The sequence below is a fragment of the Pontimonas salivibrio genome (assembly GCF_002950575.1).
GTDB classification, from domain to species: domain Bacteria; phylum Actinomycetota; class Actinomycetes; order Actinomycetales; family Microbacteriaceae; genus Pontimonas; species Pontimonas salivibrio.
The window spans coordinates 813,742-837,806 of sequence record NZ_CP026923.1 but is presented as its reverse complement, the minus strand read 5'-3'; the positions used below and the strand labels follow the sequence as shown (position 1 = coordinate 837,806).

General features: G+C 57.5%; 18 protein-coding genes, 2 tRNA genes and 1 pseudogene. 10 read left to right on the top strand and 11 right to left on the bottom strand.

Annotation, left to right across the window (positions count from 1 at the left end; translation table 11 throughout):
• Positions 1–22: 22 nt before the first annotated feature.
• The 3 genes from C3B54_RS04285 to C3B54_RS04270 all read right to left on the bottom strand — a co-directional run bounded on the left by C3B54_RS04285 (position 23) and on the right by C3B54_RS04270 (position 4,300).
• Positions 23–1,666, bottom strand: a complete 1,644-nt coding sequence (locus C3B54_RS04285; RefSeq protein WP_104913397.1) for a DHA2 family efflux MFS transporter permease subunit — start codon at positions 1,664–1,666, stop codon at positions 23–25.
• A gap of 616 nt (positions 1,667–2,282) precedes the next feature.
• A complete protein-coding gene (locus C3B54_RS04275) occupies positions 2,283–2,954 on the bottom strand; it encodes a hypothetical protein (RefSeq protein ID WP_158665529.1) in 672 nt (223 codons plus the stop codon).
• Between the two features lie 266 nt (positions 2,955–3,220).
• A complete protein-coding gene (locus C3B54_RS04270; RefSeq protein ID WP_104914260.1) occupies positions 3,221–4,300 on the bottom strand; it encodes a calcium:cation antiporter in 1,080 nt (359 codons plus the stop codon).
• 312 nt (positions 4,301–4,612) lie between these two features.
• Between C3B54_RS04270 and C3B54_RS04265 the strand changes: the two genes are divergently transcribed.
• The 3 genes and pseudogenes from C3B54_RS04265 to C3B54_RS04255 all read left to right on the top strand — a co-directional run bounded on the left by C3B54_RS04265 (position 4,613) and on the right by C3B54_RS04255 (position 8,058).
• Positions 4,613–5,221: a TetR/AcrR family transcriptional regulator gene (locus tag C3B54_RS04265; RefSeq protein WP_104913394.1), complete on the top strand. Its 609-nt coding sequence runs from the start codon at positions 4,613–4,615 to the stop codon at positions 5,219–5,221.
• Positions 5,222–5,409: 188 nt separating this feature from the next.
• The gene (locus tag C3B54_RS08990) at positions 5,410–6,780 is read left to right on the top strand and encodes a glycosyltransferase (RefSeq protein WP_281256244.1); all 1,371 of its coding nucleotides are present in this window, start codon (positions 5,410–5,412) and stop codon (positions 6,778–6,780) included.
• A 57-nt stretch (positions 6,781–6,837) separates the two neighbouring features.
• Positions 6,838–8,058: pseudogene (locus tag C3B54_RS04255) on the top strand (IS3 family transposase).
• Positions 8,059–8,268: 210 nt separating this feature from the next.
• Here C3B54_RS04255 and C3B54_RS04250 read toward each other — a convergent pair.
• The 6 genes from C3B54_RS04250 to C3B54_RS04225 all read right to left on the bottom strand — a co-directional run bounded on the left by C3B54_RS04250 (position 8,269) and on the right by C3B54_RS04225 (position 12,513).
• Positions 8,269–9,255 carry a nucleotidyl transferase AbiEii/AbiGii toxin family protein gene (locus tag C3B54_RS04250; protein ID WP_158665527.1) on the bottom strand — a complete coding sequence of 329 codons (987 nt, stop codon included), beginning with the start codon at positions 9,253–9,255 and terminating at the stop codon, positions 8,269–8,271.
• Complete coding sequence (locus C3B54_RS04245) at positions 9,252–9,845, bottom strand: hypothetical protein (RefSeq protein ID WP_104913391.1); 594 nt, start codon at positions 9,843–9,845, stop codon at positions 9,252–9,254. Before C3B54_RS04245 ends, C3B54_RS04250 begins: the two co-directional genes overlap by 4 nt.
• A gap of 588 nt (positions 9,846–10,433) precedes the next feature.
• Positions 10,434–10,784 (bottom strand): hypothetical protein, encoded by a 351-nt coding sequence (locus C3B54_RS04240; protein ID WP_104913390.1) that lies wholly within the window; start codon positions 10,782–10,784, stop codon positions 10,434–10,436.
• Between the two features lie 3 nt (positions 10,785–10,787).
• Entirely contained in the window at positions 10,788–11,135 is a 348-nt protein-coding gene (locus C3B54_RS04235) for a hypothetical protein (RefSeq protein WP_104913389.1), read from the bottom strand.
• Positions 11,136–11,303: 168 nt separating this feature from the next.
• Positions 11,304–12,152 (bottom strand): helix-turn-helix transcriptional regulator, encoded by an 849-nt coding sequence (locus tag C3B54_RS04230; protein ID WP_104913388.1) that lies wholly within the window; start codon positions 12,150–12,152, stop codon positions 11,304–11,306.
• 284 nt (positions 12,153–12,436) lie between these two features.
• Positions 12,437–12,513 (bottom strand) — tRNA-Ile (locus C3B54_RS04225).
• Positions 12,514–13,085: 572 nt separating this feature from the next.
• Between C3B54_RS04225 and C3B54_RS04220 the strand changes: the two genes are divergently transcribed.
• From C3B54_RS04220 to C3B54_RS04210, 3 genes are all read left to right on the top strand, one after another.
• A complete protein-coding gene (locus C3B54_RS04220) occupies positions 13,086–13,727 on the top strand; it encodes a response regulator transcription factor (RefSeq protein WP_104913387.1) in 642 nt (213 codons plus the stop codon).
• Positions 13,720–15,393 carry a sensor histidine kinase gene (locus tag C3B54_RS04215; protein ID WP_104913386.1) on the top strand — a complete coding sequence of 558 codons (1,674 nt, stop codon included), beginning with the start codon at positions 13,720–13,722 and terminating at the stop codon, positions 15,391–15,393. The genes C3B54_RS04220 and C3B54_RS04215 overlap by 8 nt, the downstream gene beginning before the upstream one ends.
• Positions 15,394–15,897: 504 nt before the next feature.
• A complete protein-coding gene (locus tag C3B54_RS04210) occupies positions 15,898–18,042 on the top strand; it encodes an FG-GAP repeat protein (protein WP_158665526.1) in 2,145 nt (714 codons plus the stop codon).
• Positions 18,043–18,223: 181 nt separating this feature from the next.
• On the opposite strand, the gene C3B54_RS04205 is transcribed toward C3B54_RS04210, so the two are convergent.
• Both C3B54_RS04205 and C3B54_RS04200 read right to left on the bottom strand, forming a co-directional pair.
• The gene (locus tag C3B54_RS04205) at positions 18,224–19,429 is read right to left on the bottom strand and encodes an FAD-binding domain-containing protein (protein ID WP_245868002.1); all 1,206 of its coding nucleotides are present in this window, start codon (positions 19,427–19,429) and stop codon (positions 18,224–18,226) included.
• 62 nt (positions 19,430–19,491) lie between these two features.
• Positions 19,492–19,565: transfer RNA gene (locus tag C3B54_RS04200), tRNA-Ile, on the bottom strand.
• A 203-nt stretch (positions 19,566–19,768) separates the two neighbouring features.
• On the opposite strand from C3B54_RS04200, the gene C3B54_RS04195 reads away from it, so the two are divergent.
• Genes C3B54_RS04195 through C3B54_RS04180 form a run of 4 tightly spaced genes read left to right on the top strand, consistent with a single transcriptional unit; the run spans position 19,769 to position 24,058 of the window.
• Positions 19,769–20,881 carry an amino acid ABC transporter substrate-binding protein gene (locus tag C3B54_RS04195; protein ID WP_104913384.1) on the top strand — a complete coding sequence of 371 codons (1,113 nt, stop codon included), beginning with the start codon at positions 19,769–19,771 and terminating at the stop codon, positions 20,879–20,881.
• A gap of 47 nt (positions 20,882–20,928) precedes the next feature.
• A complete protein-coding gene (locus tag C3B54_RS04190; RefSeq protein WP_104913383.1) occupies positions 20,929–22,092 on the top strand; it encodes an amino acid ABC transporter permease in 1,164 nt (387 codons plus the stop codon).
• Positions 22,089–23,276 (top strand): amino acid ABC transporter permease, encoded by a 1,188-nt coding sequence (locus C3B54_RS04185; RefSeq protein ID WP_104913382.1) that lies wholly within the window; start codon positions 22,089–22,091, stop codon positions 23,274–23,276. Before C3B54_RS04190 ends, C3B54_RS04185 begins: the two co-directional genes overlap by 4 nt.
• A complete protein-coding gene (locus tag C3B54_RS04180) occupies positions 23,273–24,058 on the top strand; it encodes an amino acid ABC transporter ATP-binding protein (protein WP_104913381.1) in 786 nt (261 codons plus the stop codon). The genes C3B54_RS04185 and C3B54_RS04180 overlap by 4 nt, the downstream gene beginning before the upstream one ends.
• Positions 24,059–24,065 lie beyond the last annotated feature (7 nt).

The window sequence follows — 24,065 nt, the reverse complement described above, 5'->3', positions numbered from 1 at the left end:
TGCACACAAGACGTGTGAGGGGCTAGACCTTTCTAGCCTTAGGCAGATTGCCTGTTTGAGTACCCGACACCGCTCCACCCAGTCGAAAAGTAGAAAAGAATCCCAGTGCAAGGAACCCTGCCGCGGCATAGGCCGCCAGCTGGGCACCATCGGTGAAGGCTTCACCACTGGCTTCCTGAATGGCGTCTGCCGTTGCTGCGTCCATACCTGTGGCCACTGCAATCCCCGATAGCTGGGGAATCACGGCTCCGGCAGACTCCACGACAGCTTCCACAATTACCGCTTGGTCTGTAGTGGGAACACCCAGATCATCCAAACGATCCTCCAACGACGATTCGGTCCCCGTAAACAGCATTGTTCCGATCACCGCAATCCCCAGGGCGGAACCAATCTGGCGAACAGTGGATTGTGAACCAGATCCCTGCCCCGTTTGTTCCATCGGGACATCGACCATGATGACCCCCGTCAGTTGAGCCGTTGCCAGTCCAACTCCCACCCCATAGAGGAACAGAAACGGTGCAATTGCCTGCCATCCGGTGTCTGTGGAGGCCACCACACCGAAGCCCATAATGCCAACGATTTCGAGCAAGACCCCTAACTGCACAGCCCGTTCCGGAGGCAGCTTGCCCGACAGTGCTCCGCCAATACCGGACGCGGCAAACGCTCCCCCTGCAAGCCAGAGCAGTACCAGACCGGCACCAATGGGAGACATCCCCACGACATTTTGCAGCCACAACGGAATAGCAAAGAGGAGCCCGAATTCCCCCATCGAAATAATGAGGGCCGCCACAGAACCGTTGCGAAATGATGGGATGGTGAACAAATTGAGATCTAATAACACCCCTTGATTTTTTCTGGCCCGCTTCGTTTCCCACCAGACAAAGGCAATTCCTGCAAGCAAGGAGAGAACTAAGGCCACGGGGATCACCGATATTCCCGACTCGGCCCAACGAAAACTGCCCAGCGAGAACACATTTTCGGGATTGACCTCCCACCAGCCATACACGCGGCCTTCGATGAGGCCAAAAACAAGCGGACCGAAAAGAAGGACCGATAGGAGACCGCCCAGCCAATCAATCGACTTGCGCTCCCCGGGCGACTTCGATTCCATCACAAACAACAGCAACCCGATAATGATCAGGATTCCCAGCGGCACGTTAATGAGAAAGGCCCAGCGCCAGGTGAAATCGGTGGCGAGCCAGCCGCCCAAAACCGGCCCCACAGCGACCATTCCCCCAATAGTGGAGCCCCACACAGCGAACGCAATTCCCCGCTCTTTCCCCTGAAACGTCGCGTTCACCAATGACAGTGTTGTGGGTAACACCATGGCCCCACCAAACCCCTGCACCACCCGAGCCCAAATCAAGCTGCTCGCACTATCGGCGTAACCTGCCCACACGGAAGAGGCGATAAACACCACAATTCCGATAAGCAGAACCCGCCGACGCCCCATCCGGTCGGCGAGCGAACCCCAGATCAGCAAGGTGGAGGCAAAGACCAGCACATAGCTTTCTTGCACCCACTGAACCTCGGTGGAACTCAACCCTAGATCCTTGATGATTTCAGGAAAGATTGTGTTGACGATTGTGCCGTCAATGATGACCAAAGAGATGGCCAACGAAATGAAGAGAAGTCCGACCCACCGCGTGGATGTTGATGCCGCCATAGGAAACCTTCCAGGTCTACGAACCCACAGGATGCAGGAGTGGATGCTCCTGCGCGACATAACCGGTGTGGCTCAGTCTAGTTTCAATCAGGCGCCGCGGAGTGCCGCGAACCTCGAGTGCCCTGTCGTGGGCGACTACGTGACCGTAATGATTGCTCACCCAAGTATCCAGCCTTTCGAGGGCCCGTAAGCCTCAGGGTGTACAGCCCGAGAGCCAGAATCTATGCCACGTGACCCGCGGGCACCCCTCAGAGCCCGAAACCTCACCCTCTGCCTACTTACTCCGACAAGCCTGATAGCGCAGGCCCCACCGCAGTGAGCGTGAAAAACGGACAGTGCCCAATTTCTCATCCGCATGTGCCTCTGGAAGGTTTAGTCCACACTTCGCCCCCGACCTACATCAAAGCCCGGCCTGTCTCAGCGCGTGACCGCACTTTCCGGGGGCCTTAGGTCGCCCCACCAGAACGATAGCCGACGGAACTTTTGGCTCGATGTGCTTTCGCCAAGCGGCTAAAGTACACATTCCCGCGTGCGGCAAAACTAGGTGGTCCTGCCACCCTGGGATCACATCACTTGGATCCAGAGAAACTGGAAGCCCGGTTACCCGGGACACTTCTTACAAATAGGCCGAATCGTCCCCGTTAAAGGAGGCCGAGTAGGTCATACCGCCCCAGGTGAACGAAGCCTGCAGGAAACCCCCGCCCCCCCGGTACGTATCCACTGACACTCTCCCGGTGGAGACTTCCGCACCGACCCACTCGAAATAGCTGCTTAACACCGTTCCGCCAACTGGTGCGCTGAAGGCCGAAAGCGAGGCGCTAGGAACCGCAGACACGCTTATCGCCGAGGGAGGTGTCTCGGTCGGGTTGAAGGGGAACTCAGACCAACCCGGGCTACCCTGAACTGCCGAGAGGATTATGTTATATCCATCGGGGCCGCTGGTGTTGTAGGACCAGAAACCAATCTCTCCAACAGATATCCCTGAGCTGGCCGCAGCAATGCTGGGCAGGGCGAGGGTAGCAATGCCGGCACCCGCTAGGACCGCACCGCCCTTGACCAGTGAGCGGCGCGACAACCCTTCCTTCACGGGCTCGATAACACCTAGCCGTTCGAGCTCATGAAGCACTTCAGAATTAACATCCTGAGAATGCATTGCGTCGAGGTTGCGGACTGTGCGCGCATAGTTACCTGACAAACGAATTACGTCAACCTGTCCAGGGACAGTGGCAAAAACCTCCTCACCCACAACTTCAAAAACACAAGCAGTATTGAGTTGAAATTTGTTCACCCGAGTACGTTAAAAAAAAGAAATCGATTGTCAAGTTCCCGACCCACCCCCGCACCTGGCCGATGCAGTGGTCCTTCTCCGGATAAGTAAGGCCCGACAGTGGAACCGGTAGGTGAGGCAGATCCTGCGTTCCGGTTACGAAACACAGCCCTTAGTTGGTTTCTGATAATTCGGACCCCTCGATAGGGACGGGTTAGCGTGGAAACTGGCGGGTTCTTGTCGAATACGCCGTGGTGTCAATGCGCGGGCTGGCCTCATTGCCGTGATCAAGGGCTCACCGCGAGAAACAAGAACGCCGAGAAAATCGCCAGGTGAAGGCCCCCTTGGAATAGAGTCACCCGGTGAGACGCCACTGTGACGGTGCTCACCACCAGAGTCAGGATGAACAACACAATATCCACTGGTCTCAGCCCAAAAACGAGGTCAAAGTCCAGAAGAAACGACACCACCACTAACGCGGGGATCGTGAGCCCAATACTCGCTAACGCTGAACCGTAGCCGAGGTTGAAACTTGCCTGAAGGTGTCCTGCCCGGGCGAACCGAAATGCAGCGGTGCCCTCGGGTAACAAAATCACCAGAGCGATGACAACGGCGACAAAAGTCAGGGGGAAACCCGCCCCGGTCACAGCGTTTTCTACCGAGGGAGAGAGCACCTGGGCGAGTAACACCACGGTCACAAGCGCCAGTATGAGAAAAATCACACTGAGCGCGAAAGTCCCTCGCGAGGGAACCACTCTCAACGATTGCGTCGGGGGGCTTGCCGGGTCTTCAAAGTGTTCGCGGTTGCGCACAGTGAGGATGTAGAGGAAAAGAACATAAACACTCAGTGCCGCTAATCCGACAAACACTAACTGCGGTGTGGTGAAGGTCGGACCGGATGAACCGGTCGTGAACGAGGGAATCACAAGGCTCAAGGTGGCAATGACCGCAATCGCGCCGAGCGCCGCGCCACTGCCTTCAGAGTTAAACGATGATGTCGACGATCGAAAGGTAGCTGCCACGACGGAAAGGCCGATGATTCCATTAGTCGCAATCATGACCGCAGCAAACACCGTGTCCCTTCCCAACGTTGACGCTGATTCCCCGGAGGCGAGAAGTACAGACACAATCAGGGACACCTCAATAATCGTGACCGCAAGAGCCAAGATGACAGCGCCCAGAACTCTGCCGACATACGCCGCGATTACGTCAACGTGGTGCACAGCAGAGATCACCCCGCCGAGCAGCACAATGCTGAGGACTAGGACGCCAAAAATATCGAGCTGCTGACCCCACAAGGCCACAATGAGCACTAAGGCTACGGCCAGGCCCACAACATTGATTGTCAAGGTCCGGGCAAGCGTCATGGTGGTCATGCTAGCCGTTGGTCTTCGGTGTCCCCCCGATGACAAGGGTGTTTGACTAAACAGCTGACCTGCTCTGCAGCAAGGATTTGAATTCTTTCCTCCCTCGATTGGCTGATCGAATACACGAATTCTGAGTTCGCGTCTTCGAATGAGGTGCCCGCAAACCCCGCAATCGCCGCATCCCGCCCAAGGCGCTTGACATTCGGGTGAAACTCATCATCATCCGTTGTCTCACGGCCAGCTGAGATGGCGGAAAACGGCCTCGTTAGTTGGTTGTTTGACTCTGCTTGTACAACTGTTTAGTATTTGAACATGCGTTCAGTACACTCCACGAGAGATCAGCTCCTCTCCATAGCGGTTGAGATGTTTGCCGAGAAGGGATTTGCTGGCACGTCGCTTCGGTCTATTGCGAAGCAAGCTGAAGTGTCACCCGCGCTACTCGTTCATCACTTTGGGGGAAAGGATGCGCTGGTGAAGGAAGCAATCTCGAAAACCCTCGGCGATTGGGTTGCCGATGAAAAGGCGGCCATGTTGGATGATGAGTCGCACCAGGTTGAGAACTGGCAAAGCCTTGCGGCAAAGGGCACTACCTCGCTCAACTTTTTTAGGCAGGCGCTGCTCGCGGGCGGAGAATATTCCCAACGGCTCTTTGACGCAGCTTTCCTCGAGTCAGAGGCTCTCCTTGATCAAATGCAGGCAGTGGGGCGACTGAAAGACATCAGCGACCAGCAAACCACCGCACTCATGATGACGATTAGTGGTCTGGGGTCAGTGCTCTTTATGAGCCAGATCGAACAAACCCTGGGGGGTCCAATCAGCTCCGACCAAGTTGCGTCGAGGCTGGTGAATGCCAATCAAAAGATGATGCAAGAGGGAGTATTTCGTCCGGCCAGCACCACCAAAGGGAAAACAGGTAACTGATGGCTCCAATTGCCATGCATGGCCTAGTTAATAGCTATGGCAAGCAAAATGTTTCAGACGACTTGACGGTCAACAGAGCAAAAGGTCGGATCACAGGCTTCTTAGGACCTAGAGAGGGTTGTTGGTGAAGCAGGAGCAGGAGAAACATGGGCGGTCCTAACGGAGCCGAGGGAGCACCTCAACGCGTGATGCTTATCGCTTGGGGGTCCCGCGGAGACATTCAGCCGGTCGCAGCCCTAGCCACTCACCTGAAACATATTGGCCGTGAGGTGCTCGTATTTGCGACGCCGCCATCCACCGACCTTCTCGAATCGCATGGTGTGCCCTTCGTTGCAGCCGAGGAAAGTATCGCAGGCTTTGTCGAACAGCTATTTGGTGAAGTTGACCTGTCTGATCGATCCCTCAGCGGCCTGATGAAACTTGCACAATTCGGACGCCAGTACATCAACAGTGCCGAGTATGTTGACCTGCAACGTTCTGATGTGAAACGCGCGTTCGAGGCCGCACAAGAGTTCAACCCCGACGTGCTGTTGGTTCCCAACATTGTGTACGGCGCTTATGTAGCCATCGCCGAAGCTTTGCGTGTCCCGGTCATGACCTTTGATCTACTGATCAACCACCCCACTCCCGACTATCCGCTGTTCCAAATGACGGTCGGTAGAGTCCCGCGGTGGCTCAATTCCAGCCTTCACCGCTTCAAAGGCTTCCTCTACCCCAAGATGTGGCGGGCCAAATTTTCCGCGGCTCGGGAAATCGTCGGTATCGACCCCACACGGTATCCCGATGGCACCAAATACAAAATTTGGCCCCACGACTTCCCCCAAGTCTGCGCCGCCCCGACCACAATTTTTTCGCAGCCGACAGGATGGCCGAAAGAAAAAATTGTGTCGGGCTCCTGGGTTCTGAGAGAAGACACAGCTTTTGACCCACCGGAGTCTCTGGTCAGTTTTCTGACGAAAAAGCCCGTGTACATCGGGTTTGGAAGTATGAAATCAAATGCTGAGTTTCGCCAGCGCCTCTCGACCTTGGCCATCGGCGCGCTCTATGAAGCGGGCACACCCGGTGTGCTGCTCGGCGGTTGGGCTGGACTAAGCCGGGAAGCGCTGGACACCTCAACACCGCGGGGCGAGGCACTATACGAGTGGGCTCAGAGCAATATCTACGAAACCCACTCTTGCCCGCATGACTGGCTCTTCCCGCAATGCTCAGTCATCGTTCACCACGGTGGCGCGGGAACATTCGCCGCCGCCCTTCGCTCCGGACGTCCCAGTGTCGTGTGCGCAATGCAGGGCGATCAACCCTTTCACGGATCATTAACTGAAGCACGAGGCCTCGGACGCTACCTAGGCATCGTGGGTAGTCCTTCCGTGACCGAAGGAACCGTGGGAAAGGCGATCCTGGACATGAAAGGAAACGAAGCGGTCAATCAGAAAACTGCCCAGGTTGGCGGTCTTGTCCGGGCAGAGGACGGAGTGGCCCGTACCGTCGATTTCATCGACACTGTTGTGCGCAATCACTCTTTCCCCTGGCCCACATCAGCCCAAGAAGTCGCAAAGTAGGGGGCTTGACCCGGTTTGACGGACACCTAAGTTTGGAGGTATTGCTTCCAAGGAAGGATGTCTGTGATTCCAGCTGCGAAACCGCCGGAGTTCCGGCGTCGAGCCCTTGACCTGGTCGCTGTGGGGGAACCTGGCGCCCAGGTTGCGAAGGGTTTAGGGATCAGCGAGGGGACTCTGCGTCGCTGGATGGCGATCGACGCTGTCGACTCGGGACGTGTTGAGGGACTCACCAGTTCTGAGAAACGGGAACTCATTGAACTGCGTCGGAAGACGCGTGTGTTGGAGATGGAAAACGAAATCCTGAAACGCGCGTCGGTGGAGCCAGGCCGCCAACAACGGTTGTAGTTGATTTCGTCAACCGCAACAAGGACGACATTGTCGAAGGACGCAAGCTTGGTGCCTGGCTCATCTGCAAGGTCTTGCAGGTGGCGCCAAGTACTTACTATGCGGCAAGGGACCGTTCCCCTTCAGCGAGAACACTGAGTGACGCTGTGATTGGTGCTGAGTTGTTTGACCTCTGGGTGAACAACCGGAAGGTCTATGGGGCTAGGAAACTGTGGAAGGCAGCGAGACGCTCAGGGATCGATGTTGGGCGGGATCAGATAGCCCGGCTCATGCGATCTCTTGGCATTGAAGGCGTCAAGCGCTCTAAGCGCGTAAAGACAACGAAACCAGACCCGACGGCGGTAAGACATCCAGACCTGGTGAAACGGGTGTTCTCGTCAACTGCGCCGAACCAGCTGTGGGTGACTGACCTGAAGTTCGGTAACCTGGGCGGGGGTGGCATACGTGTGTTTCATCATTGACGCCTACTCCAGAACGATCGTCGGGTGGCGGGTCGCCTCCACGATGAAAACAGAAACCGTCCTGGATGCCATTGAAATGGCGAGGTGGTCCAGGGGCAAAAAGCTCCCTGGTTTGCGGTGCCACTCGGACGCCGGCAGTCAATTCACGTCTATTCGCTATGGGGAGCGCCTCGCCGAGATCGGCGCTGTTCCATCGATTGGCACCGTTGGTGATTCCTTTGATAACGCCCTGGCGGAAACCGTGAACGGGTATTACGAGGCGGAACTCGTTCGGGGACCAGAACACCCCGGACCCTGGAAAAGCGTTGAAGAGCTAGAACTTGCAACCCTCGGGTGGGTCCACTGGCATAACCAGGAGCGCCTCCACGGGTTCATCGGCGACGTCCCACCAGCAGAGTTCGAGCAAGCCTTCTATGCTGAAAACCGTCAGGCGCAAGCGCTGGCAGAAAACACAACTCTGGGGTCTCTATAAAACCCAGTACGGTTCACACACCTGCACTTACTTTGTTAGCTTTGAGGTTATTTTAGTTTTCGAGGAGCCTTTGGTGGGGAAACAATCAGGGCGACGTGGGCTGGTTGCCCTTTACCTGTCCTATTTCGAAAGAGACGTCTCCCAGGGCATCGAAACACGCTTGGTCTGATTGGTCGACAGGGTCCAATTTTGCCCCCTCACGCACTCGACTCACATCACCACACGGTTCAGCCTGACGGTCTCAATGACCTCCTTCATCGTCACAGCCTCGCCATAGACGAGGGCACGTGATGCCTCGAAGCCGGCTTTGATTGAGGGGAAACATTCGTGGGCTTCATCGAAGGCCGGACTATCGGCATAGCCGCCTGGTGGGCGGGGCGTGACACTAAATTCCCCCGCCAGACTGTGATTATCGATGTCCTCGGCAAGGGCAGCGATTCCCTCTTCTCCCAAGACGCCAAGAGCCTCAGCAATTCGAGAGTCGCGCAGCAGGCGATAGATGTCATAGAAATGACGTCCACCGCGCAAAAGTCTCTCGGTGTCGAGCCGTGAGGCCGCGTCATGGACAGCAGCGAGTTTCTCTAGAAGAGTGCGCTCCGGGGCCAGAACGGTGACGTCGAAGGGCGCAAACTCTTCCCAGTCCGAGGTAGTGCCGCCGAGGACTGCAAGGGCAAAGTCCGCGACAAGAGAGCGGTATGGGTGGCGGGCAGAAGGAGCACCCCCTCCCCTACTGCCCAGTTCGAGCACTACTCGATCCTTAAGGTTACGATCGCTCTGGTGCATTCGATAGGGGTAGGCGGTGAACCGCTTCACACCGACCGTCGAAGACTGGACCTCTACGTGCTCTGTCGCCACACCAAGATGCTCCTGCACGGCCCTATCCACGGCTTTGAGCAACGTATGACGCGCCTGCGGGCTGGCTCCATCAGGGAAATGTGCGATGAGATCGACGTCTTCTGAAAAACGGTCGATTATTCCAAACACCCTGCTGAGGCTGGTGCCGCCTTTGAAGGTCAAAGTGACAGCAGCCCTTGACCCATCAGTCAGGCGCACTTCCCGGGGTGCGCTCGCTACGCGAAGGACTTCTGTCACCCAGAAGTCCTTCTCCACATGAGAGACCGGAACTCCCAGCGCATTAGCCGTTTGCTGAATGAGCGCCGTCAGGTCGTCAGGGTGATCGCGAAGACGTGCGGTCACGAACGCGCCACATCGGCCATCAGTGTCGCGAAATTGCCTCGAACTGATTGGTTTCGCTCGGACGCGACGGCGTGTTCAAGAAAGCTTCCACGAACCAATCCCCGCGCTTGAGCTTCTGTGTAGCGATCAACCAGAGATTGCCAGCCACTTTCAACAAACACTCGAGGGTCACGCAACAACTCCACCAGGGCAATCTCTTTCTGATTCAATTCCCCTCGAGCCCTATTACGCCTCGAATACTGGGTCACTCCGTCGATGGGCGCCACCGTCCACAACGCTGCGACATGGTAGGTCGCCGGGACCTGCGTTGTCACACCCCACTCTCTGGCGGCAGAAAAACCCGCGGGTCCGACTCCAGTGGAACCCCACACCTCACGGACAATGTCTTCAACCGGAGGTCTGGTCGTGCCGTATCTGGTCTTGCCGCCCCGATAGTAAAGTCCAGGCTTTACCGTCACCAATTCGCCAGACCGCGTCGCTCGCGACGCCGCCTGCCGGGCCGCGTCGGAAGGCCCCGGAAGGGCACTCAGCGGAACAAAAGAGCCGAGGGGTGTTTCGCGAATCGCCTGCGATGCCGTCAGTGCCGTCATGTCACAAAATACTACTATTTTTGTGACATACGGGCAACCACCATTCCCCGAGCAGAAACACCCAATTCCCTGAAGCTGCAGTTCAGTCATGCTCACAGTGTGGCGAAGCAAACAAGCACTCGTGAGACCAGGACGAGGATCCGTGAAACTGTGCTCTATGGCAGCTCTGTGGACAAACAGTCCCCAACTAGCCACACACTCATAACCAACTCATAATCGCCACTGCAAAAATTTTGGCCCAGTAGGGCGGACGGGACTTGAACCCGTGACCGACGGATTATGAGTTCGATGCCTAGGTATTAGCTGGTGTCAGAGGGTGTTAGCTGACGGTGCGGATGCCAGTAAACGGGTGAGGTTTAGCGTGGATGGTGTTGGGGTGTGTGAGGACAAGATGTGCACTGAATGTGCATTCATCACTCCGCGACAGGTAACGCGTATGCGGTTCTTACGGATTTCATGAGTCTCGGGATTCCTTTTTCTCTGATTGGTTCTTGATTCTCTACGATCCGTGCGCACTGAGCTCTCGTAGAGCTGCAGAGTTGCGCCCGGGCTCCAAGGACGTAAGAACCCGGGCGACTCAACCTCTCGCTATAAAAACAGCAGACCGTGCGCTACCGGCACGGCAATGATGAGGACGGAGAAGATGAAGGCGAAGACTCCAAAACCGGCAAAGGACGAACCGAATCGGGTTGACCTAAAGTCCTCAGCCATATCCTCGCTGAGCCGTTTCATGTCATCAATCGTCGACATAACAAACAACAGCACACCGAGAGTCTCAGCGACGGAAATAATGAACAGAGGTATTCCCGACCCATGGCCGGCAATCCCAAATGCCATGACAAAGAGGGCTCCCAACACAAAGTGGACGAGAACCCACGCCACCATGGGATAGACCCGATGGTTGAACCACGGAACAAGTTGTTCACTGGTGAGTTTCATCGCCTACTCCTCGTCGTTCCAGTGGAGCAGGCCTGAAATCATCATGCCGAGGGCTGCCACCATCGGGATAATTCCAAAGTCCGGCGCAAAATTGCTGTAACCAACAACAGGCCCGACGAGAACGAGCAATCCGAGAAGCACCCAGAAAAGGATGCTCACGCCCATGCCAAAGGTGAGGCGAGCGCGGGTCGCCCCCCGCGCGAAGTAGCCAATCCCTGCAGCCGCAAGGAGATAACCACCCATGAAAACAAGGGAGTAGAACGTTGTGGCGGCAACATCTGCCTCAGCGGTCGAGAAGCCTCCGGCCGCGTTCGCTTCTTCTGTGAAGAACAGCGTCATCGTGACGCCCATTCCCCAGAACAATGTACTGAACAGTAGCCAACCCACTGGGCTAAAAAACTTTCTCACTGAACAACCTTTCCTTGACGTGGGCGCGAGCTGCGCTTGTCACGATTATTCAAAATTAGGGAAGGGCAGTCTTGTACGAGATGAGCATGTTTCGCGAGCCCCCGAGGGCCACTAGGCGAGATGAAGGTGGTCCGCCCCGGTCCGTAGGGTCTGTCGATAGTTGCTGGGCGAGATTCCGGAGTACTCGGTAAACCTGTGGGTGAAATGAGCCTGGTCAAAATAACCCGCCGCGGCAGCTACATCAGCCAGTGGCATCGGCGAATTGACGAGCCTCAGCGCCTTCCGATACCGCTTGAGAGCGAGAGTCTTCTCCAGCGACAACCCCATCCATTGGCGCGAGAGTCGATTCGCGTGCGCCCGCGAGTAGCCGGTGAGATCCATCACCTGGTCAACCTTCGGAACATCCCGGCCATCTCGGAACAAATCAACCAGCGCACCGCGGAAGGAGATGAAGTCCGGCAAGTCCGCGACGGCTCCCAGTCTCTTCACCATCCAGGCCTCGAGAGCTCGCGATCGCATCTCAAAGTTTGGAAGCCTCCTCAAGACGTCTTCGAGGGGTCGAACGTCTACCCCCACCTCCCGGGGCTCAACGGACCGATTCGCGAGTGCAGAAGCCGGAATTCCGAACAACAACATGGCCGCAGCCGGGCTCATCAGAGCGAGCAAAACGTGAATTTGCCCCGCGACGATTTGTGGTCGGTTAGCGACGGAAAAGATGAGGGAGGTTTCTTTGCGGACGCCACGATCAGCGGGCGAGTCCTCGCCCATATAAAATTCCGCAACATCACTGCCCTCGAGAAAAAAGGCGATTTCGACTTTACCCTCGGGCATAATCAGCGCTCGGCCGCGCCGGTCCTGCTCCATTTCGCCAATGAAATCGACGATTCCCCTCAACCGTGGGGGAACGTAAATCTTGGGCTCAAAGGCTTGGGGAAGCTCTTCCGCTTGTGCCAGCGACATTCGCCCTCCTCAGCGAGCAATGCCCTCTTCGGCGTCAGCTCCACCCTCCAGAGTACACAGGCACATTAACCCCACGTTAACGCTAGAGCGGCCGGTGAGGCTCGGTAGGGCGGACGGGACTTGAAACCGTGACCGACGGATTATGAGTTCGATGCCTAGGTATTAGCTGGTGTTAGAGGGTGTTAGCTGACGGTGCGGATGCCAGTAAACAGGTGAGGGTTAGCGTGGATGGTGTTGGAAGGTGATGGATGGTGAAGTGCATTTAATGTGCATTCGATGCCCCTTGGTAGGGCGGTCGGGACTTGAACCCGCGACGACCGAATTATGAGTTCGGGGCTCTAACCAGCTGAGCTACCGCCCCATGGCTTTCTTGCCACAGAGTTCAAGTCTATTCGAGAGAAAAACGTTTCTCTGTTGAGCTCGACATCTTCACTCCCCCGACTGTGTATCGGGCTTTGGAGACTGCTTCGACTCGAACGCTTCCAGAAGGCGCACACCGGCAGCTTCGGAAAATCGGACTCGTGGTCTAATGACGTCACGACCTAAGGGTAATGCAACCCTCCCGAATCCGCCGCTTCGGCAAAATCGGTGTACTGTTCGCTTGTGGCCACCACACTAAGATTCCGACGCCAACAAAGAGACGAAGGGGATGCTTTTGCACGAGCGCCGGGCCGGGAGTTGGAGTAAAGTCCCGGGTCTGACCATCGGCTACTGGGCTTCTCGTGTCTCCCGGAGTATCAAACCGTTCGAATCAACGCACACGACGATTCTCAGCGCAAGACGACTACCACAGCGGTCGATGCTTTCAAAGATGACGTTGCTGTCAGCCGATGATCAAGAGGGAAGATAAGCTGCGGATCCAAGACTGTGTAAGACAGCGAATGCGGCAATGGCGGCGGTCTCCTCTAGCCCACCCCTTCATATACTGAGAACATGACGCGGGCCTCTGTCGTAATCGTCGAAGATGACCACTTCACGCGCAGTCTTCTCAGCCAAACTCTGCGCTCTCTAGACGTCACTGTGTCAGCCGAGACGGCAGAGCCAGCCGAGGCGCTCGAGCTATGCCAGACCCACACACCAGACGTTGCCCTTTTGGATCTCGATTTAGGGCCAGGCCCGACGGGGTTTCACGTGGCAGTGGCGCTACGTAAACAGCAGCCCCACATCGGCCTTGTGATGCTGACGAGCTATCTAGACCCCCGGCTTCTTCACACTGACGCCCCGGCCGACCCGGTCGGGGCTCGTTTTCTGCGCAAATCAGACCTTGACTCGCCGGTCCAGCTGGTAAAGACCATCCTGCAGGCGAAACAATCTCCCCGACTCGCCCAGCGATCAGACCAACGGACGGGGCCCACACTGACCGCTCATCAACTTGAAGTCCTCCGTCAGGTGGCCACTGGACACTCGACGCGAGAGATTGCGGAAAGCCTTGGGGTGACTGACAAAGCGGTCGAGGCATCGATTTCTCGAATCCACAAAGCTTTTGACCCCCCGCGTTCACGCGGTTCTGCCACACGGGTGAAACTCGTCCAGGCCTATTACTCCCTCACCGGTCGCACCCCACCTCGTGCCTAATGCAGCAATCGAGCAGGTCAAACACCTGACTCTCACCCCCAGTGCCACCCTGCTGTTTTGGGTCGTGTCCGTGACAACCCTTCCGTTTAGTGACACCCAGAGCACGGACGGGCTCGTCGATATTGCCAACGAGTTGCTGCTGGGCCTCATTGCGACGGGAGCGATGTTGGCCGTTATCTTGCCAAGCCTGGTGCTCACCCGCCGAATGACGGCCACAGGATGGCCCCGTCAGTGGATCACCCTTGCGGTGATCGCGGCAGGGGCAGTGGTTCGCGGGACAGTGGTTTTCTGGCTCGGACCATCCTTTGACTTCCTCAGCACCGCCACCATGAGCCAGCGTGTGTTGAATTCCGTGACGACCTCAGTGCTCTGGCTGGTACTCCTGTCTCTGGCAACCAATGCCACCAGGGATTTTCGTTCTCAATACGCCGCTGATTTTCGACGTCTCGCCCTCACTCGCGCGTCCCAGATGCCCCACACGGAGATGACGGGCCTATTTGCCGATCTCGAGGGTGCACTGAAGAAGGTGCCACTGCCACGAACTCACGACAGCGCGGAACCGGGCAGCCTCACACGCGACATGCGGCGAGCCGCTCGCGCCCTGGAAAATGAAATCATCGCGCGAATTAAGACCCAAAGTCGATCTCTCTGGCGGTTTGACCACGCGAAACCCCCTCGCATAAGGGCTGGTCGATTGCTTGTGTTGGCGATGACACGACTGGACTATTCCATCGTCTTGGTGACTGGCTTCGCGGCTGGTGGCGCAGTGGTGAACCTGGCAACAGCTCTTGGCTGGGGGCAATCGCTTCTTCGGGTCGCAGCGGCGACAGTCATCCTCGTGTTCCTACACGTCTTTTACCGCATCGTCGTGGCTCCGCGGTGGGGTAACAGGCGGGTGGTCAATACCGTGTATGTTCTGTCTCTTGGTTTGTCGTGGGTCACCTCACTGGGAGTAATCGAGTATTTCACCGCTAATTCCCCACTGGCGGTGGTGTTTGTGGTGCTCGTTGCGGTGGCAACAGCCGCTCTGCCGGTGCTGAATTCCATGCTGAACCTGGCGGGGGCTGCCAGGGAAGAAATTATGGAGGCTCTCGACACACTGAGTGAAAGAGCACGAACTCCAGCGCCGAAACAGGCGGCGAGTACCGATGCGGTGGCCACCTACCTGCACAATTCCCTCCAGTCGGAAGTGCAGAACCTGATTCTTTCCCTACGAAAACACTCCAATGATCACGACGCCGACGAGGTCACCGCAGCATCTCTTGCGCGTCTGCACGAGTTAGTCAATCGTCGGCTCCATGACGCGTTCCTCGACTACTCCCTGGAGCCTCTGGAACGTCTCGATGACGCCATTATGAAGTGGCGGGGAATTTTGGACATTGCGCTGGACTGGGAGGACCGCCCGGCGAGCAGTGGCCGTGCAGAGGCCACCGTCGTGCAGATCATTGAAGAAATCGCCAATAATGCCGTGGTCCACGGCGAGGCTACCGAGCTCCAGGTGACGGTCCGCTCGCGCGGCCAGGGCTACGACATTCATGCTGTCAATAACGGCCACGACCGCGTCGGTCAACAGGGACAAGGCTCGATATGGCTAGATACTTTTGTCGCTCAACCCACCGGAGAGCCCCACCCGCTACACGCGACCCACCGGCACTACCGGGTCTAACCGGTCCCCCACGCCCTTCAGCGGGGCCGGTCTGACAAATAGGGATTTCCCTACCTGTCGGTGGCGAAATACTTCTGCGCTGGATTCGCTTGCCACATGGACACACAGGGTACGAACGAAACGCACTCGACACCGGTGAGAACCCGCAAATCGAGGGCCCGGGACTGGCTGCTCCCCGCATGTCTGGTCGCGGGAGCCCTGGTGCTGTCGGGCGTGATGGCACCAACACCGGTCCAGCCCGGTGACTCCCCGGTGAACCCACCCCTAGCGGCGATCGGTCCGCCCTTGGGTGAGGATTCTGCAACGACGACTGGCACCCCTTCCTTCACCGAGCCGAACAGAGTGCTCCAGGGACTAGATAACCACCCCTCGGCGTCCCACAGCCTCGCTATTCCTCGAACAAGCCCATCGGGGGCAGTGCGATTAACCGACGCAACAGGACTCTCGGCTTCCGTCTTCGGAGCTCAGGCACAGGTGTCGAGCCCGGTGCTCCCTACCCTGACCATGACGCTCGAGTCCGTGGGGCGAGGGCAGGTATCCGCAAGAATCCAGCACACCACGATGCCAGAGGTGGACGGTCTCGTCGTCTGGCAACACCATCTGGTGCACAACAGCACAGTGGCCGAATACTGGCGCGTGGACGACGGTATTGAACACGGCTATGTTCTCGAAGATTCTCCGTCCGGAGAGGGCCCAGTCTCTATCGACCTGAGGTTTTCTGGTCTGACACCCCGGCCGCTCGCTCACGCAGTATCGCTCCAGGACACCTCAGGTGTCGAGCGTGTGCGGTGGGACCGTTTACTCGCGTGGGATGCGACAGGGGCCACACTTCCCGCCACCTTTGCGATCCGCGGTGCAACGGTCTCGCTGGAAGTGGATGACCGCTCCGCTGTTTACCCCATTGTCATCGACCCCACGTTCTCCCAAGACGCCTACCTCAAAGCCAGCAATTCTGAGGCTGCCGATTACTTTGGCGCCAGTATAGATATCTCTGGCGACACGTTGGTGGTGGGCGCGTGGGGAGAAGACTCTGCTGACAGCACTGAATCGGACAACACGGAGCTCCAGGCCGGAGCGGCCTACGTATTTGTGCGCTCCGGCTCGACCTGGGTACAACAGGCCTACTTGAAGGCGAGATACGCGGGGGCCGATGACCGTTTCGGTTTTTCGGTCGCGATTTCTGGGGACACCATCGTGGTTGGCGCTCCCCACGAAGACTCGAACGCTCAATCAATCGATGGGAACGAGTCGAATAACTCTGCCTCGAATCTGGGAGCAGCCTATGTGTTTGTGCGGGATGGCACCTCCTGGAGCCAACAGGCGTATGTGAAGGCCGATCATCCTGATGCCTGCTGTCCAACTGAGGACAGGGTGGGATGGGCGGTCGATATCGACGGCGACACGATTGCTGTCGGTGCGCCCGGACAGACCTGGAGTGAAGGTCTGACAGACCAAGGAGCGGTCTATATTTTTCACCGGGTCGGAACAACATGGAGCCAACAGGGACTAGTGAAGGGTTCCACGAGCGGATCCGGCGACGAGTTCGGCGAGGCCGTGTCACTGTCGGGTGACTCTCTCCTGGTAGGCGCATCCGAAGAAGACTCAGACAGTACTGGCGTTGGAGGTAGTGATAACGACGACTCCTCAGAGGCAGGCGCCGCCTATGTGTTCACCCGCACAGGGTCGACTTGGACGGAGCAGGCATATTTGAAGGCCAGCAACACAGAAGCTGACGACCTGTTTGGGTTTGCCGTCGCTCTAGATGGTGATGTTGCGGTCGTGGGCGCGCACGCGGAAGATTCAGCCGGGGGCGATTCTGCGCCCGACCAAAGCGACAACTCCCGCGACGCATCCGGCGCGGCGTACGTGTTCGAAAGAGATGGATCCACGTGGGCCCAGACCGCGTTCCTCAAAGGCCCCAGCCCCAACCGCTACAAGGCATTTGGGATATCGGTCGACGTGGTCGACGACCGGGTGATTGCAGGAGCGCCCGCCGGAACCCGGGGCAGCGTCGAAGTGTATACAAAGAGCGGCAGCACATGGAGCCACGCCCAGACTCTCCATGCCAGCAATGTGCTCGATGACCTGGACCGATTTGGCAGCAGTGTCGCTATGGCGGGCACGACAATTCTCGGCGGCGCGGCTGACGAAGATTCGGATCTGCGTGGAGTGTTCACAACTGCAGAGCTCACCGCACAAAACAACGACGACGCGGGATCCTCAGGTGCCGTGTATGTCTTTCGTACGCCAGACGATACTGGGGATTCGTCGCGGTCAAGCGAGTCTTCGGTGGCCGGCACACCAGGCATTTTCCTCACCCTAGGCTCCACGCCCGGCCAACCAATCAATCTGGCAAAGCTGACCTGGGGTGCGTTCCGAGGATTCCCCGGTGGCGCATATTCGTTGGTACTTACCAGCTCGTCTGACGGGGGCACCACCCGAGTTCTCGGCAGTGGCTTTCTCAACCGGGGCGGCCATTTAGAAAAGACCATCGCCTTACCCGATTTACTGCCCGGGAGCTATGTGGTCACCGTGACGGCGCTGAGCGAGACCGGTCATGCCCTGGTTCTCGGCAATCGTTTCTCTGTTACTCCAGGAGGAACGCTGGGGGCGAAGACGGCGGAGAGCTTGCAGCCTCTCGTGCGCTAGAACGGCACACCTCGAGCGCATCGCCCAGGGCGCTGACCTCCTCGAACAAACACACCTCCTCGAAGTCTTCGTCGACGCCGGTCTCAACGAGACTCTTGGGTAGCAGACCACGCATTTAGCGGGCTGAGGAATACCGCTACCGCCTCTGCGATGCCTATCGGTTGATCCTCTCTCGCACTCCTCATGCCGACGGGGAGGGCAGCCTTTTTCGCCAGGCAGAAAAGCTCTGGACCGGTCCACTGTGCGGTGACCGCAGCCACGGATAGGGGTGGATCTCGACCAGGTTTCTGAACTTACGAAACGACGGAACCGGGGCGAAGGTGACAGCCACCTTGTTCTCGGCGGCGTACTCGTAGGGGTCACCCAGCAGGACCTCCACTTCGCGCCTAGCAGCTAGGTCGTGGAGGGTCTGGAGATAAAAACCGATTCGCTTGGCACTCAACTGGAGCTTGGCAAGCGCTGGGGCATTGAAGACAAACACAGCGGGAAGATCAGGGTGCGCCGATAGAGCGGGGTCGTCGTCGCCGAGGGAGTCAATAGTGAGCAACACTTTCTCGGGCGTGCCGAAGTGGACCGGAGTTTTTGGCCCAGCGGTGCTCTCTACATCGGGGTCGCTTTGTAGCAGCGGCTCTGGCGCGAGAGCCCGCGGAGTATCGGTGTCGGGGAAATCCTGGATCGGACAGCGGTTGCTCAACGGACAACGCTGACACAGCCCGGGGGCGCGTTTTTCGACCTGCCACCGGGCGAAGCCGTACGGTTTGCCTGTACCCGCCCCGACCGTCCACTGCCAACCCAGCAAATTGGCGGCGCGGGAGCCATCGATGAGCTCACGGTGCATGCGCTCCTGGCCGTGCAGCCAACCGCGTCCCTGCCGCACGCTCCAGTGTGAGGCGAGCCACATTCGGGTCTGATTGACAAGCCAGCCATCCTGCTCGAGCTCGGAGGCCACCTCGTCAAGACAGGCCATTCCAGTCTCCCACCCATCACCCGGAAGGTCCCACGGGGCATCGAAGCGGAGGTTCTGAAAAAGCCGCACCCCAATTCGGGCGTAGAGATGCCGGGCATATTCTTGCCACAGCAGTTCATCCTGATATTTCTCGCGGTCCCGAGCAGGTGCCTGGCGTACCCGTTGCCACACCGCCCCCAGAGTGAGCAGGTTGTGGCGAATGTAGGGAGACAGGACGCTCGCTCCACGGGCCTCACGAGGGAGCACCTCAGAGCGCTTCGCGGCGTAACCTGCGATATCAAGAGTAGCCAAGGCGGCGTCGGCTGCTGCCTGCCCCCCAGGGATGGAGCTCAGAGCCAGATTTCCCGAATACATCCCTACGAAATCCCGCTGAATCACCGTCAGTGGGTCGTCCTCGATTCGGAGCTGCGACATCTGCATCGTGCCCGAAGGCTAGTACCCCGAGGCCTCGCAACACCACCCAGCTCGGGAGACAAGGGCCGTAGGGCGGACGGGACTTGAACCCGTGACCGACGGATTATGAGTCCGCTGCTCTAACCAGCTGAGCTACCGCCCCGGATGCGATGGAAACAAGGCATCTAGGCAACATCCTAAAGCGTGAGCCGCTGAAACGGAGCCGTCACGCTTACGTAACAATGAGCGCCGATGATGGAGGCCAGCTCGCAGATAGAGAGTAGATTACGAGGAAGGTGTCTTCAACGATGTTGGCTCCCAGCCCCATCGTGTAGGCAACTCTGATTATCACGTAAGGGGATATACATGAAGAAAACTGTTGGCATCTTGGCTGCTCTCGCAGCCGCCACACTCGTGGTGAGTGGATGCGCAGCAAGCACTGACGTCGAACCAGCTGAAGAAACTGCCGCTGATACGTCGACAGAGACAACGGAAGAGACAACAACCAGCACTGAGTCTGTCCTGACCGCTGTCCAGGAAGCCGGTGTGGTCCGTTGTGGAACACGCGATGCTCTTCCTGGTTTTGCCGTGTTGCAAGAAGATGGCACCCACGTCGGATTTGACTCCGACTTCTGTCGCGCCATCGCTGCGGCTGTGCTCGGTAGTGCCGATGCAGTCGAAATGGTCGACTTGGAAACCGCCGATCGCTTTACCGCGCTTCAGAGTGGTTCCATTGACGTCCTCGTCCGAAACACCACGTGGACCGCTTCGCGCGACGGTGGTGAAGCCGCAACCTTCCTCCAGACCAACTTCTACGACGGTCAGGGAATGATGGTTGAAGCTTCTAGCGGGTACTCCTCAGTATCGGACATGAACGGCGCTGTCGTCTGTGTTGCTAAGGGAACCACGACCGAGGGTAACGCTGCTCTTGAGTCGTCGCGTCTCGGCCTTGGCTGGGAAGTTCGACCCTTTGATGACACCGACCTGCTGCAGGAAGCTTTCCTTGCAGGGCAGTGTGACGGATGGTCCTCCGATGTCAGCCAGCTGACCGGATTCCGCTCGGCATACCCCGACGGAGCTGACGCACTTGAGATTCTGCCCGAGGTCTTCTCCAAGGAGCCCCTCGGACCCGCAGTTCTCGACGGCGACACCCAGTGGGCACAGGTCGTCAACTGGGCGATCTTCGCCACCATCCAGGCTGAAGAGTTCGGAATCACGAGCGCTAACGTGGACAGCTTCCTCGCCTCTGAGGATGTCACCATTCAGCGCTTCCTCGGTGTGGAAATAACTACCGACGAGGGTTCCGCTGTTCTCGACCCCGGTCTGGGACTACCCGAAGATTTTGCCTACCAAGTTGTGAAGCAGGTTGGTAACTATGGCGAGATCTTCGAGCGTCACCTCGCCCCTCTCGGACTTGAGCGCGGAGTCAATGCTCTGTGGTCCGATGGCGGTCTGATGTACGCACCCCCTTACCGTTAATAGGTAAGGCGCATTTTCGGTAAGACCGAACTGTTAGGGGGCTCCCTGTGAGCCCCCTAACAGGCGTACCTACGAAAACCCCACTGTGGCGAGACATTCGAGTCCTCAAGTGGTTGTTCCAACTCGCTGTTCTCGCAATCTTTGTCGGCATCATTTTCTGGTTATACAACAACTACCAAGTCAATATTCAGCGCAGCAAGATTCCCACGGGGCTCGACTTTCTCGACAACCCCGCCAACTTCACCATGCCGGGCAACGACTTCAATCAAAGCTCACCCGTCTGGTCCGCTTTTGTCCAAGGTTTTTACAACACTCTTCGTGTTTCCGTTGTTGGAATCTTGCTGGCGATTCTCATTGGCACCCTCGTGGGTATGGCGAGATTGTCGAAGAACTTCCTCGTTCGGACAGTTGCGGGCGCCTATGTCGAGGTCATTCGTAACTTGCCCTTGCTCGTTCTCCTCACCTTCATGAACCTCGCTGTGGTGCTCCAAACATTCCCCCGAATCGAGGATGCTTGGAAACCCCTGGACCTCTTTGTTGTCTCTAATAGGGGAATTGCGATTCCCTGGTTCGAAGGATCGGGGATTACCCTGCTTAGCGTTCTGCTCGCGGCCCTTGCGGCGGCAGTCATCATCGCGTGGGTGCGGGGGAAATACTCTGACCGCACCGGCAAACCAGCCCGCGGACTCCTCTATGGCACGACAATCTTCGTTCTAGTCATAGTCGGGGCATGGTTGGCTCTGGGTTACAGCTGGACGCTGCCCCTCGTTCAAGACCGTGGGACGGAAGGCGGATTACGGCTTGACCCATCTTTCTTTGCGTTACTGGTGACCCTCGTGGTGTACACCAGTAGCCACATCGCGGAGATTGTGCGCGGCTCAATCCTCGCTGTCCCCCGTGGTCAAGGCGAAGCCGCGGACGCTCTGGCCCTGAGTGGGCCCAAGAAGATGCGTCTGGTTATTCTCCCTCAAGCGTTTCGAGTCGCTCTTCCCGCGGTTGGAAACCAATCCTTGAACCTCATCAAGAACTCATCACTGGGCGCCGCAATCAGCTACTTTGAGTTGACGCAAATTGCCCAAATCACCGTCGGTAATGGTTCTCCCGCGGTTCCCGCTTTCACCCTGACGCTGTTGGTGTATCTCTCGATCTCACTAACCACAAGCCTCATCATCAACATTTTCAATAGGCGATTGGCGCTGGTCGAGCGATGATGGTGTGGTTTAGGCGGAACCTCTTCCGAACATGGTGGGACGGAGTCCTCACCCTTGTTTTCGGTGGACTATCCGCCTGGGTGATCTGGAGCCTCGTGGAGTTCATTTTCATCACCGGGCGCTGGGAAATCATTGAGGTGAACCTGAAACTGTTGCTCGTTGGTCAGTTCCCCGGCGAATCACTCTGGATGGTTGAAGGGTCACTCATCGCGATTACCTTCTGGCTCGCCGCAGCCCTCGGCGGCAAACCGAAGCCGGTCGAAGAGCGACGGTCGTGGCCGACGAGAATACGGGACATCATCCAACGTTTTGGGCTTATTATCGGCTTAGGGATTCTGCTAGTCGTCCTCGCCGGACCCACCGAGTCCGCACCGGTGGCGCTCGGCGTTCTCGTTGCCATCATCGTGGGACGCCTGGTCAACACGGCGCGGCATCGCGTCACCTGGTTGAAAAGGGTTCCAACTCCCCTGTGGCACCTGGTCTTACTGATTGCCCCGATTGCGCTGATTTCCCTGACCCTGATGCAGTCTGAGCTGTCGTTGTGGGGAGGGTTCCTCATCAACTTCTATATGGCGATTATCGCAATTGTGTTGTGCTTCCCCCTTGGTGTGCTTCTCGCGTTGGGTAGGAAGTCCACACTGCCTATCGTTCGCCTGATCAGCACGACCTATATCGAGCTGATTCGGGGAGCCCCCCTCTTTGTGTTGCTCCTCCTTGCCGGTGTCGCGCTCGAGTTCTTTATCCCCTCCGAGGTGGCTCCTGGTTCGGTATTCCGGGCGGTAACAGTATTTACTCTCTTCACGGCCGCTTATCTGGCAGAGATTGTTCGTGGCGGACTCCAATCCATCCCCAAGGGGCAGCTCGAAGCAGGAAAAGCGCTCGGGCTCTCGACGGCGAAAATCACGTTCCTGATCACTCTCCCGCAAGCCCTCCGCAACGTCATCCCGGCCCAAATCGGTCAGTTCATCAGCCTGTTCAAGGACACGACGCTGGCGGGTGCTGCTCTCAGCATTGTCGAGTTGTTGAAAGTGAGCGAAGCGGTTACAAAACAGGATGACTTCCTCGGCCAGGGCTACATCTATGAGGCGCTGACATTCGTGAGTCTTCTGTTCTGGGTTGGGTCGTATGTGATGAGTAGAGAAAGTCAAAGACTGGAAAAGAGACTTGGAGTGGGTCAGCGATGAACAAGAAAGTCTTTACCGATGCAACGCAAATGTCAGGGAACCGCGCCGATGCCGACGCGATTGTGGTGATGAGCGGTGTCTATAAGCGCTTTAAAGATTTCGAGGCACTCAAGAACATCAACTTTCGGGTCGGAAAGCAGGAAGTTGTCGTGGTCATTGGGCCCTCGGGCTCAGGCAAGTCGACCCTAATTCGCTGCATCAACCGCCTGGAGGAGCACGACGCAGGGCGGATCATCGTGGATGGCACGGAACTCACCATGGACATTCGCAACATTCAAGAAATCCGGAAAGAAACAGGGATGGTGTTCCAAAACTTCAACCTGTTTCCCCACCTCACGGTGTTGACCAATGTGGCAATCGGCCCGCGCCAAGTGCGGAACATGCCCAAAGCACAGGCAGAGGAGCTGGCGTTAGAGCTGCTCACTCGGGTAAAGATTCCAGAGCAGTCCGATAAGTTCCCCTCACAGCTTTCCGGCGGCCAACAGCAACGTGTGGCAATTGCGAGGGCCCTGGCTATGAAACCCAAGGTCATGCTCTTTGATGAGCCCACCTCTGCTCTCGATCCCGAGATGATTAACGAGGTCCTCGACGCCATCAAACAGCTCGCATCCGAGGGAATGACCATGGTCGTGGTCACCCACGAGATGGGATTTGCTCGCGAGGTGGCCGATCGAGTCGTCTTCATGGCCGACGGTGAAATTGTAGAGGTGGGAACGCCCACCGAGCTCTTTGACCATCCTCAAGAGGAACGTACCAAGAAATTCTTGTCGCAGATCCTGTAATAGCCGG